10 protein-coding genes are annotated in these 12717 nt (G+C 45.4%); 7 read left to right on the top strand and 3 right to left on the bottom strand.

What is annotated here, in order from left to right:
* The first annotated feature begins 13 nt into the window (after positions 1-13).
* The 5 genes from ATB76_RS18155 to ATB76_RS18135 all read left to right on the top strand — a co-directional run bounded on the left by ATB76_RS18155 (position 14) and on the right by ATB76_RS18135 (position 5199).
* Positions 14-1108, top strand: a complete 1095-nt coding sequence (locus ATB76_RS18155; RefSeq protein WP_061035861.1) for a TRAP transporter substrate-binding protein — start codon at positions 14-16, stop codon at positions 1106-1108.
* 131 nt (positions 1109-1239) lie between these two features.
* Positions 1240-1779, top strand: a complete 540-nt coding sequence (locus ATB76_RS18150; protein ID WP_009706883.1) for a TRAP transporter small permease subunit — start codon at positions 1240-1242, stop codon at positions 1777-1779.
* Positions 1780-1791: 12 nt separating this feature from the next.
* Positions 1792-3078, top strand: coding sequence for a TRAP transporter large permease subunit (locus tag ATB76_RS18145; protein WP_038871776.1), 1287 nt, complete (start codon positions 1792-1794; stop codon positions 3076-3078).
* Positions 3079-3212: 134 nt separating this feature from the next.
* Positions 3213-4568 (top strand): cache domain-containing protein, encoded by a 1356-nt coding sequence (locus ATB76_RS18140; RefSeq protein WP_042602708.1) that lies wholly within the window; start codon positions 3213-3215, stop codon positions 4566-4568.
* Positions 4561-5199, top strand: coding sequence for a response regulator transcription factor (locus ATB76_RS18135; protein WP_038871772.1), 639 nt, complete (start codon positions 4561-4563; stop codon positions 5197-5199). Before ATB76_RS18140 ends, ATB76_RS18135 begins: the two co-directional genes overlap by 8 nt.
* A 55-nt stretch (positions 5200-5254) precedes the next feature.
* On the opposite strand, the gene cosR is transcribed toward ATB76_RS18135, so the two are convergent.
* Positions 5255-5731: a MarR family transcriptional regulator CosR gene (gene cosR / locus ATB76_RS18130; RefSeq protein WP_038871769.1), complete on the bottom strand. Its 477-nt coding sequence runs from the start codon at positions 5729-5731 to the stop codon at positions 5255-5257.
* Between the two features lie 395 nt (positions 5732-6126).
* Between cosR and ATB76_RS18125 the strand changes: the two genes are divergently transcribed.
* Together ATB76_RS18125 and ATB76_RS18120 are read left to right on the top strand one after the other, a co-directional pair.
* Entirely contained in the window at positions 6127-7698 is a 1572-nt protein-coding gene (locus tag ATB76_RS18125; RefSeq protein WP_038871767.1) for a BCCT family transporter, read from the top strand.
* A 228-nt stretch (positions 7699-7926) separates the two neighbouring features.
* A complete protein-coding gene (locus ATB76_RS18120) occupies positions 7927-9810 on the top strand; it encodes a methyl-accepting chemotaxis protein (RefSeq protein ID WP_061035860.1) in 1884 nt (627 codons plus the stop codon).
* 77 nt (positions 9811-9887) lie between these two features.
* On the opposite strand, the gene ATB76_RS18115 is transcribed toward ATB76_RS18120, so the two are convergent.
* Both ATB76_RS18115 and ATB76_RS18110 read right to left on the bottom strand, forming a co-directional pair.
* Complete coding sequence (locus ATB76_RS18115; RefSeq protein WP_081094936.1) at positions 9888-10607, bottom strand: 3'-5' exonuclease; 720 nt, start codon at positions 10605-10607, stop codon at positions 9888-9890.
* An 8-nt stretch (positions 10608-10615) separates the two neighbouring features.
* Positions 10616-12505: a DUF294 nucleotidyltransferase-like domain-containing protein gene (locus ATB76_RS18110; RefSeq protein WP_061035859.1), complete on the bottom strand. Its 1890-nt coding sequence runs from the start codon at positions 12503-12505 to the stop codon at positions 10616-10618.
* Between the last annotated feature and the right edge of the window lie 212 nt (positions 12506-12717).

Below are 12717 nucleotides of genomic sequence, written 5' to 3'. Positions count from 1 at the left end.
AAGGACGTGAACGATGAGTCTTATCCAAAAATCTCTGAAACGAGTGCTCAAAGCGACAGCGATGGTTGCTGTTATGGCATTTGTAACTACTTCTGCTCATGCTGCTGACGACAAAGTTTATCGCTTAAAACTGGCGGAGACATGGGGGCCAAACTTCCCAATCTTTGGTGATGCGACTAAAAACATGGCGAAAATGGCAGAAGAAATGTCAAACGGGCGCTTACAAATCCGTATTGACTCTGCGAACAAACATAAAGCTCCACTGGGTGTGTTTGATATGGTGAAATCTGGTCAGTACGACATGGGGCACTCTGCGTCCTATTACTGGAAAGGCAAAGTTCCAAACACTCTTTACTTTACTTCTATGCCTTTCGGTATGTTGCCTACAGAGCAATACGCGTGGTTCTATTACGGTGGCGGCATGGAATTGATGGAGAAGGTTTACTCTCCTCATAATTTACTCTCTTTCCCTGGTGGTAACACAGATACTCAGATGGGTGGCTGGTTTCAGAAAGAAATCAAATCAGTCGATGACCTACAAGGTCTGAAAATGCGTATCCCGGGCTTTGCTGGTGAAATCCTTGCTGAGCTAGGTGCGAAGCCAACCAACATTGCACCGGGCGAACTATACACCTCGCTTGAGCGTCGTACGATTGATGCATTGGAGTGGGTAGGTCCTTCTCTTGATTTACGTATGGGCTTCCACAAAATTGCGCCTTACTACTACACAGGTTGGCATGAGCCGGGCACTGAGCTGCAGTTCCTAGTGAACAAGCGTACTTGGGAACGTCTACCAGATGATTTGAAAGCGATCCTTCAAGTTGCGATGAAAGCCGCCGCGTACGACATGTACACTCAGTCTAAGCACGAGAGTGGTAAGAACTGGGCATCAATTCAATCAGAATACCCTGATGTTCAAGTCAAAGACTTTCCACCGGAAGTTATCTCTGCGCTACGTGAAGCGAACGAACGTCTTCTAAAACAACATGCGGAAAAAGATGCATTGGCAAAAGAGATTCAAGAATCTCAAGCGAGCTATATTGAGCAAGTGCGTCCTTGGTCTGACATTTCTCACCGAGCTTACTTAAACAGCCAAGCTCAACAGTAACTTCAATATGTTGGCTGAATCTATTGGTTCTAGCCAGCTAGCGAAGCCCAAGAAAAACTTCTCTTCGAGAAGAGCATAACAAGTGCTCCGCGAGCCAGCGGAGCCAATTCACACGTTCCATGGAGTTCGGAATGAGAAGCCTTATTTATATTGAGCGAATCTTTAACCGCTTCGGTGATTTTCTGGGGTGGTTATCCAGCATCCTATTTATATTGTTATTAGCGAACGTGGTGTACGACGTTGTCATGCGTTACGTGTTTAATGATGTCTCTATTGCCTTTCAAGAAATGGAATGGCACCTCTTTTCTGCGGTATTTTTACTCGGTGTTCCTTACGCGATTAAGTCCGGTGGTCACGTTCGAGTGGATATTTTCTATGAGCGCTTATCGTATAAAGCGCAATCCATCATCGATATCTTAGGCACGTTACTTTTTCTTTTCCCATTCTGCTTATTGGTTGCTTGGTTCGGTATCGATTTTGCCAAAGAGAGCTACGCTCTTGGAGAAACGTCTGGAGACCCTGGTGGTTTACCATATCGATGGATCATAAAAGCCATGATTCCACTCTCATTCTTGTTCATGGCAATCAGTGGTATGGGATTGCTGCTGCACTCCATCAACAAAATTGTTAACCCTCATCTTATCTATGCCGGTAATAACGGTAAGTCGTAAAAGGAATTCAGTATGATCGGTATAGTGATGTTTTTTGTCGCCTTGTTTGCGCTACTGCTCGGTTTTCCTGTTGCTTTTACTTTTGGCGGGATCGCATTAATTTTTGGCGTTTGGGCAGAAGGGATCGAGATGTTCGCCTTCATGCCATATCGCATTCAATCCATCATGGAAAACACGGTATTGATGGCTGTACCTCTCTTTGTCTTTATGGGGTTGGTATTACAAAAGACACGGTTAGCGGAGCAGTTGTTGGAATCCATGGGACGTCTATTTGGTGGCGTTCGTGGTGGTATTGCGATTTCTACCGTGCTAGTGGGGGCGTTATTGGCGGCATCGACTGGTGTGGTTGGTGCGTCTGTCGTCGCGATGGGTTTGATCTCTCTTCCCGTCATGCTCAAGTATAACTACGATAAAGGGTTAGCTTGCGGCACTATTTGCGCGTCGGGGACACTCGGCCAAATTATCCCACCTTCGATTGTATTAATTTTATTGGGCGATGTACTTGGTGTCCCAGTTGGCGATCTGTTCCAAGCTGCGGTGTGGCCGGGTATTGTGCTGGTGGGTGCTTATGTTATCTATATTCTGATTTACGCCAAACTTAACCCAGAAGCAGCCCGTCCTATTGATCGTGATGAATCGATCAGTCGCAAAGAGGAAGTGATCACCGCGCTGAAAGCTGTATTGCCGCCTTTAGCATTGATCATTGTGGTGCTGGGCTCTATTTTTGCGGGCATTGCGACGCCAACAGAATCTGCTGCACTCGGTGGTGCAGGCGCGATTGTGCTGTCACTGTTGTATAAACAGTTTAGCTGGTCGATGGTGTACGAAGCATCGAAAGAAACGGTAAAAGTCACAGCGATGGTATTTGCTATTTTGTTGGGTGCGACGGCGTTCTCTATGGCATTTACTTATACTGGTGGCGACTACTTGGTAGAAGAGTGGATGCTGCAAATTCCGGGAGAAAAGTGGGGCTTCTTGATCATCACCATGCTCGTGATTTTGATTCTCGGTTTCTTCATCGATTTCGTTGAGATTTGTTTCATTATTGTCCCAATCATTGCGCCTGTTGCTGAGCTCATGGGCATCAACATGACGTGGTTTGCGATTCTGATTGCTATGAACTTACAGACTTCATTCCTCACACCACCGTTTGGTTTTAGCTTGTTCTATCTGAAAGGGGTGGCGCCAGCAGGTGTGACAACACGAGATATTTATAAAGGGGTAATGCCGTTTATCGCGATTCAAATTGTTGTACTCGCCTCTCTGTTATTCTTCCCTGGTTTCTACGGCATGTCCTAATACGCATGCAGTGACACTAGCGTAGCAATGCAAAGGTGAAAGGCGAATTTGTGAGCTGAGAGTTTTTACCTTTTGAGACAAGTTGTTAAGCTGATTAGTCATTAAGCTAATCAGCGTTTCATTGGAGGAAAGGGATGCCTCTTAAAGCCAAACTTATCTTGCTGGCGTTGATCCCCGTGTTGTTGGTGTCCGCAAGCATCAGTTGGATTTCCATTTATCAAGCGAAGACGCTAGGTCAACGAGAGGTGGAAATCTTTCATCAAAGCTTGATTCAATCTAAAGAAGTCGCGTTGAAAGACACCGTTGATTTGGCTTTCGACGCGATTTCGCACATCTACAATGATCCCACCATAGAAGAGCATGCTGCTAAAGCACGAGTGAAAGCGATCCTCAATCGACTTCGTTACGGTTCCGATGGCTACTTCTTTGCCTACGATAAACACGGAACCAATTTAGTTCATCCTATTTTGCCCGATTTGGTTGGGCAGAACTTACTGCATATTCAAGATGAAAACGGCGACCACCTAATCGAAGCGTTGCTCTATCAGGCTCAGCTTGGAGGCGGCTTTCATCAATACCTTTGGCAGAAGCCTTCCACGGGGGAAGTCGTGCCTAAGTTGAGTTATGCCGCTTGGCTGGATAAGTGGGAGTGGATGATTGGCACAGGTTTGTATATAGAAGATGTCAGTCGCGAAGTGGCTAATATGCGCGCTGCTGTAAATCAAAATATCGAGACAACGTTTTTCACCGTGGTTGTCATTTTGGTGGTGACAGTCGCGGTCATCATTGTTCTAACTCTTGCAATCAACCTACATGAGCACAGGTTAGCCGATAAACATCTAAAAGAGCTCGCTCACAAGACGGTGATGTTCCAAGAGGACGAGAAGAAGCATTTAGCTAGAGAGTTGCATGATGGCATTAATCAGTTATTGGTTTCGAGTAAATGCCATTTAGATCTAATGGGGCATCGGATCGATGATGAAAAACTCAAATCACACCTCGATAAATCTCAGCGTTCGTTGATTACGGCAATCAATGAAGTTCGCCACATTTCCCATCAGTTGAGACCAAGTGCGTTGGATGACATTGGTCTTGAGGCGGCGCTATCAACCTTATTGCAAGATTTTCATTCGCATTCCGGTATTGATATCGACTGCCATTTTGATACCAACCATGTGAAGTTAAAATCCGAAGTAGCGACAACGTTGTATCGCGTTGCTCAAGAGTCGTTGAACAATATTGAGAAACACGCGAAGGCAAAAAAGGTCACGGTAATTTTGCAAAAAATGGGCAATATGCTGCAATTACTGATACGTGATGATGGTACGGGGTTCTTAGTTAACCAATCGGTTCATCGGCAAGGTATAGGATTGCGTAACATGCGCGAGCGGGTCGAATTCATTGGTGGTGAGTTTGAACTGATGAGTGAACCAAGGTTAGGGACAGAGATTACCGTTTTGTTAGATTTGGATGGATTAGTTTATGGATAAACCGATTAGTGTGGTGATTGTGGATGACCACCAAGTCGTGCTTGATGGTTTTATGGCACGCTTGGAGCTTGAGTCTGACATCAATGTTATCGGTACTGCGAGTAACGGGCTGGAAGCCATCGAAGTCGCTAAGTTACTTAACCCTGATGTCATCTTGATGGACATCAGTATGCCGATCATGAACGGTATCGAAGCCACGGGGGTGATTAAGGAGGAACGACCCGAGAGTAAAATCTTAATGCTTACCATGCATGACAATCGTGAATACATCATGAAGGTGATGCAAGCGGGTGCGGTCGGCTACATGCTTAAAGAAATCTCGGCAGAAAAAATGGTGCAAGCGATAAAAACCGTCAACCAAGGTTCAACATATTTTTGTGAATCGGTTACTCAAACATTATTTACACAAGATGTTGTACCTGCGGCACAAAAGCCGAACCCACTCAGTCGCCGTGAAGAAGCGGTATTGAAACTGGTGGCTCAGGGCAATAGCAGCAAAAAAATTGCTACGCTTTTAGATATTAGCTATCGAACGGTAGAAACGCACCGCCACAACATTAAGCACAAGTTGGATCTGCACTCGACAGCGGAATTGGCCAAATACGCGTTTGAGACTGGTTTGACAGAGTGATTTCTGGGTAGGAGAAAGCGCTCATCACTGGACGAATGAGCGCTAACAAAGCATGTTATTCAGGTTTGGTGATGCTACCGATCTCTAGCATTGGTGCAACATCGATATCTTCCGCATTCATCATGGTAGAAATGCGCTGAACAGACGAAAGCAGCAAGCTTTGCTCCCATTCTTCCAGTTTTTGGAAGCGGCTGATGAAGTGCTCTTGAAGTGGCGTTGGCGCTTGTTTTAACGCTTCTTGTCCTTTTTCTGTTAGCACTGCATGCACTTTACGCTTGTCTTCCACACTACGGCGGCGTTCAACAAGCTGATTACGCTCTAAACGGTCTAAAATAGTGGTAGCGGTTGCCTGACTCATATTGGTGTGGCTAGACAGTTGCTTAATCGTGACATTGTCTAATTCACTAATGGCACGCATAAGAATCAGCTGTGGAGCCGTCAAACCAGACTCTTTGCTCAACTTTTTAGAATGTAAATCAATGGCGCGGATGATCTGACGAATCGAGACCAAGACTTCTTCGTACTTTTCCAATTTAGTAATCCAGTCATTAAGGGATCATGTAACGACGCGACACTAACTCAAAAGCGTTGCTAATAAAAGGGGTTAGTCAGGGATCGCGACACCATTTTTCAATTATTTGCCTTGGCTCTCCTTATTAAATTTATGGTTTTTTGCGGGTAAAAAAGGATGACCTAGAATTATTATAGTAAGAAATGTTTGTGGTCTAATTATTGCTGTGGTTGTTTTCGCTTTTTTTGGTGGATTTTTCTGATTGAAAAGTAAGTTATTGGATTTTTTATCAGCAAAAGATAGACAAAAACGCCTCAAATGGTAGGATCTTCCACTTTCATGGAAAATAAAATGTATCGTGTTCGAAAGGTTTTTTGGCGCTGCGTCGAAAAACTAGAATGCAAAAGAGAGGAACAATGACAAAAGGTATAGATAAGTACAGTATCGACAGTACCGACTATACGGTTGGTCAAGACAACGTGCAAAAATGGGGTTTTGACGTACATAATCCTGTTTTTGGTATCAGTGCGGGTTTCATTGCACTATTTCTTATTGCTGCATTAGTTCTTGATGCACATACCGCAAAAACAGCGTTAGATGGCATTAAGCTGAAAATCATCAGCTCATTTGACTGGCTGTTCATCCTTTCCGGTAACATCTTCGTTATCTTCTGTTTGGTATTGATTGTTTCACCAATGGGTAAGATTCGCCTTGGTGGTAAAGATGCCGTTGCCGATTACTCTTTCATATCATGGCTTTCTATGCTGTTCGCTGCAGGTATGGGTATCGGCTTGATGTTCTGGAGTGTTGCTGAGCCAGTGGCTTACTTCACCGGTTGGTATGAGACACCGTTGGGTGTTGAAGCGAATACACCAGAGGCGGCTAAGTTAGCACTAGGTGCGACCATGTTCCACTGGGGTCTACACCCTTGGGCAATTTACGGTGTGGTTGCGCTTTCACTCGCCTTCTTTACCTATAACAAAGGTTTGCCGCTATCAATGCGTTCGATCTTCTACCCGTTATTGGGTGATCGCGCTTGGGGTTGGGCTGGCCATATTGTTGATATCCTAGCGGTACTAGCAACTCTATTTGGTCTTGCGACGTCTTTGGGTTTAGGTGCACAACAAGCAGCAAGTGGTATTCACCACGTGTTCGGTGTTGAGCCTGGGCTTGGCTTGCAGATTGTTGTCATTACTGTTGTGACTTTACTCGCTGTTGTATCCGTTATTCGCGGTATTGACGGTGGTGTGAAAGTCATTAGTAACATCAACATGGTTATTGCCTTTTTACTTCTTATCCTTGTTGGTTTAATTGGTTGGGCTGTGAGCCTTGGTTCTATTCCGACGACATTTATGTCGTATGTAGAGAACCTAATTCCGCTGAGTAATCCGTTTGGTCGTACTGATGAAGCATGGTTCCAAGGCTGGACGGTATTCTACTGGGCTTGGTGGATTTCATGGTCACCATTTGTTGGTATGTTCATCGCGCGAGTTTCTCGCGGCCGTACAGTTCGTGAGTTCATCACGGCGGTACTGATTGTCCCTACAGCTGTGACGTTGATTTGGATGTCAGTATTCGGTGGTCTGGCTATCGACCAAGTGATCAACAATGTGGGTGAGCTAGGTGCAAACGGTCTAACTGACGTTTCATTAGCGATGTTCCAAATGTTTGATGTTCTGCCATTTGGTAACATCCTATCTATCATTGCGGTTGTTCTGGTATTGGTATTCTTTATTACCTCTTCAGACTCTGGTTCTTTGGTTATCGACAGCATTACCGCTGGTGGTAAAGTGGATGCGCCAGTTCTACAACGTGTATTCTGGGCATTTATGGAAGGTGCAATTGCGGTTGCACTACTGTGGATCGGTGGTTCAGAAGCGGTTCAAGCACTGCAAGCTGGTGCTATCTCAACTGCGCTTCCATTCACATTCGTATTGCTTGCCATGTGTGTCAGTTTATTGATGGGCATGAGAACAGAACGACAATAATTGATAAGATTTATAAATATCTCTTAGATATTAATGAGTTAAAAAGCCAGCGTAATGCTGGCTTTTTTTGTGCGATTTTTCTGACGCTTGCCAAAAAAATGGCGAATCAAATTCTTTATTTTACAACAGGTTATCGTATTAAATTTGTGAACAATCTTCGTGATTACTTTGTCAGAAGTGTGTAAGATTCAGCCTCCTTAACTGTTCTCCCAACTTCTTATAATAATTATGAAATTATCATTAAAACAAAAGCTAATTGGCGCAAGCCTCTCTGCTGTTGTAGTGATGGCAACAGCATTAACTTGGTTGTCGGCTGGTCAATTGTTTGATCAGACGCGTTCAGGTGTCTATTCACGAGCACAAAGCCTAAGTAACGCAGCATCAGAAGGTATTTCTGACTGGGTTGCGATTCGCAAAGACATTGCGACGGCTTTCAACGATTACTCAACTGAGCAAGACGTTGTGCCTTTCCTACAACAAGCACGCAAAGCGGGGGGCTTTGACGATATCTTCCTAGGTACTCCGGAAGGTGGTATGTACCGTTCTCATCCAGAACGCAACCGTGCCGATTACGATCCTCGTACTCGCCCTTGGTACACTGAAGCGAAATCAGCGGGTAAGCAGATCATCACTGAAGCGTATCAAGATGCGATCACTAACGCGCTACTGGTGACCATTGCCGAACCGGTAATGAAGAACGGCAAATTCATTGGTGTAGTGGGTGCTGACGTTCTGATTGATCAGTTGATCAATGACGTGATTAGCTTGGACGCGGGTGAAAATGCGCATGCCATGTTGATCGACATGAACGACGGTACTTTCCTTGCGCACCTGAACAAGAGCTTGACACTTAAGCCAATTACGGATCTTTCTAACCAATTTTCAAAAGATTCGATTGAGCGTGCAGCCAATACAGGTTCGATTGAGACAACAACGATCAAAGGTCAAGAGAAGCTTTACTACTTCAGCAAAGTGCCAGGTACAAACTGGATGTTCGCGATTGAAATGGATCGTGCAACTGAAGAGGCGAGCCATGCACAATTACTACGCGAAATGCTGATTACAGCTGTTCTCATCACCATCGTAGTGATTGCAGCGGTGTCTTGGTTAGTTGGCTTCTTGTTCCGCGATCTTGGTCGTGTATCGCAGGCGCTTGAAGAGATTGCTTCTGGTGAAGGTGACTTAACACAACGTCTTGAACCACGTAGCGATGATGAAGTTGGTAAACTTGCCGAAAACTTTAACCGCTTTGTAGGCAACATGCATACGATGGTAACCAAGCTTAGTCACGTTTCTGCATCGTTGTCAGAGCAAGCTCGTACGACCGCTCAGCAGGCTGAGGAGCGTAGCCAACGTATTTCTTACCAGCAAGACGAAATCAACATGGTTGCGACTGCGGTAAATGAAATGGCTGCGGCGACACAAGAGATTGCAGGCAATGCTGACAATACTGCATCAAGCTCGGAAGAAGCGGTGCAAGCATGTGTTCATGGCTCAGGTCAAGTGACTCAAACTCAAGGCTCTATCCAGAACCTTGCACAAGAAGTCCAAGTGGCGACGAACGTGATTCAAGAGCTGGAAGCACACGGTAATGCAATCAATACGATTCTTTCCACGATCCAAGGTATTGCAGAGCAAACCAACTTACTTGCGTTGAACGCTGCGATTGAAGCGGCGCGCGCGGGTGAGCAAGGTCGTGGTTTTGCGGTGGTTGCTGATGAGGTTCGTGTTCTGAGTCAACGTACTCATGCGTCTACTCAAGAGATTCAAGAAACGATTGAGATGTTGCAAGGTACGACAGCAAAAGCTGTAGGTATTATGGATGACAGCCGTCGTCTTGCTGACACCAGCGTGGATGATGCGAACTCAGCAGCGGTGAGCCTCACTCAAATTCACACTGCAGTAGAGCGCATTAGCGACATGGCAACACAAATTGCGTCTGCTGCTGAAGAGCAAGCGTCCGTAACAACAGAAATTACGCGCAACACAGAAGGCATCCGCGATGTCTCCAACGAGTTGTCAGTTGAAGCGCATCAGGCCGCAGAGCAAGCTGCGCACCTATCTGAACTTTCTCATGAGCTAGAACAAGAGATCAATCGCTTTAAACTGTAAGTGATTTGAGCATTAAAAAGGAGCCGATTGGCTCCTTTTTTGTTTATCAGCGGAAAGTATTCTCGATTCGCTATGACCTACAGCCAAAGACTACTGATAGGTTGCTCTTCGCTGTAGTGATGGGCAATTTGGGCTTGAAGTAGTTCTGCTGTGGCGATTGCATCCGTTAACGCATGATGAGGTGTATAATCCGGCAGACCATAACGGCGACGAGATTGAGCTAAGCGCAATGACTTCGGCTTATTCCCTTTTAACTTGTTCCAAAGGCCGCCAGAGAGGCGCTGTTGAATGTCCTCTTCAATTTGCAGCGTATCCAATACAGGGAACTCGATGCCTTCCTTAATGCGCGCTCGCAGCGCTTGGTCGAGGAATTCGCGCTCAATACGACGATAGTGAACGACAACAATTTTGCCCGCTAAGCTTTCCAATAATGGTCCGAGGATCTCTCCTAAGTCGGGTGCGTCTATCAGCTCACTGTGTGTAATGCCGTGAATGATGACTGATTCTTCATCGAGCTTTTCTTGCGGTCTTACTTTCCAGTGCTTTGCTTGGCGAAGGAAAATACGATTAAGATTAAACGGCACCAAACCAATGGTGATAATTCCGTTCTTTTGCGGATTCAACCCAGTAGTCTCAAAGTCCAAGGCGACAAACTCTACCTCCGATAATGGTGTTTCTGGCGCAGGCAGTGCGGTGCTGTAGAAAGCGACCAGACGTTCATCCTTCGCGTTTTCTAATTTGCTTTGAAACTTGGTTAGCCATTGGACAAAAGGTTTTTGAAACAGCTTCTTTATCATTCCGTGTCTCACTTAAACTTACTGCTGGCCTGATAACGGAACTTGAGGAAGTTCTGACCATTACTCAAGATTTGGAAAGCATCCTTAAGATTACGTCGCTCAAAATCCGATAAGTTCTCTGGTTCGATGTTGTTATCCGGCTCAATACCGAGTTCAACATCGATGGCTTGGTGACGGATGCGAACCATAGAGATGAACTCCATTGCGTCCTTCAAGTCCTGCGCACGTCCTTTTGGTAAGATGCCCGCGTCAATGATGTCATCCAAACGCTCAAAAGAGTTTTGAGCTCGAGAACCTACCGCCAAAGAGTGAACACGAATCAAATCTACCAATGGTGCAGTACCACGACGTTTTAAGTTGATCGAGTTTTTGTGTTGACCATCTTTTTCCATCACGAAGTCTTTGAAGAATCCAAGTGGAGGCGTTCGATTTAAGGCGTTGCGAGCCAAGCAAGCGAGGAAGCGGTTATTCTTACGCGCGCGACGAACGATAAAGCTGGTCAGTTGTTCTGCCCATTTTAAGCGGCCATAAACGCCATCTAAGTCAAAGAAAATAGACGCATTCAGTAGCGCTTTCGGGTTAGGGTCATCAATCCAGTCTGCAAAGCACTCTTCCCATTGTGAGCGAGTCATACGCCATTCAGGGTTGGTTGCCATAATGTCGCCGGTACAATACTTGTAACCACATACGTTCAAACCGTCACTGACATATTGCGCCAGCGCTTCAAAATACTTGCCGTGCTTGTCTTCTTTGTATGTATCATCAAGGATGATGGCATTGTCTTGGTCTGTGACCAACAATTGCTCATCTCGACCCATTGAGCCCAGTGCTAGGAAGCAATAGGGAATGGGTGGTGGGCCTAATTCTTCTTCTGCCATCTCAAGCAAGCGCTGTTTGAAGCTGCGCCCGATCACTGACATCGCACTGCCAACCATGTGAGAGTTTGCGTCTTCATTTACTAAACGTACAAAGCTGCTTTTCACTTCGTCGGCAACGATCGCTAAATCTTCGATGGTTTGTTGCTGGAAAATACTGCTCACCAACAACAGAGAGTTTTGAGATTCGTAACGAACGATATCGGTGGCTTCAATAATGCCAATTGGCATCTGGTCTTTCACGACAGGTAAATGATGCACGTTATAGCGCAGCATGGTTAGCATGGCTTCATACACATAGGCGTTGTGATCGAGGGAAATAACTTCTGTTGTCATCACCGTTGAAACGTCATCTTGAGGCGACAAACCTTCGGCCAAAACACGGGTACACAAATCGCGGTCAGTAATAATACCAACGACAGGCGATTGCGGGTCATCTTCATCAAGAACAAATTCAGGGTCGACAATCAACAACGAAGAGACATTGTCTTGCGCCATAAGCTGTGCGGCTTCTTGAATGGTTTGGCCTCGCTCAATGGTCGGCGCATCGCGCGTCAGCAGTGTTTTTACTTTCGATGTCGTCAGATCATTCGCGTCATTATTTTCAGACACGGCTTGGCGTAGTCTTGCACTGTTTTCAACTTCGACAAAGTCGGCAAACGAGTCAAAGTTATCGTAAAGCTCTTGGAAAATGTCTTGCGGAATGCAGTAGAGCAGGGAGTCTTCGATTGCCTTTACTGGAAAGCGAACTTTGTTGTTAGTAAGAAGGCCCATTTGACCGAAAAGATCACCTTCATCGAGGCGGTTGTAGAGCTCACCTTTGCGTCGATAGACTTCAACTACGCCACTTCTTACCATATATAGGTCGTCAATTTGGTCTCCTAAATGGATGATAGGGGTGTCCAGACGGTAGTAAGAGATCTCGATGTTCTCTGTCACTTTGATGAGCGTTTCTTCCGGAAGCTCGTTGAATGGGGGATACTTGGCGAGAAAGTTATATATCTCGAGAAGTTCTGCTTCCATTAAGGTGCCTTTTGATTTGCAAGTGATAGAGTAATCTTAACTTAGTTTTAAAACAGAATCTTATCGGATCACTGTTTTTCGTGCGCAATGATAAGATTCAGACAAGTCGCACGGCAAATCGCCATCAATTCGGCTACGCTGTCATCAAGATGCCGAATTAAATCAATAAACTGTAGAGAGCATAAGTACTTTTGGATGACACTCATGGAAGG

Source organism: Vibrio sp. MOR3, assembly GCF_001557775.1.
Classification (GTDB): Bacteria; Pseudomonadota; Gammaproteobacteria; order Enterobacterales; family Vibrionaceae; genus Vibrio; species Vibrio jasicida.
This window is presented reverse-complemented; position numbering and strand designations above follow the sequence as displayed.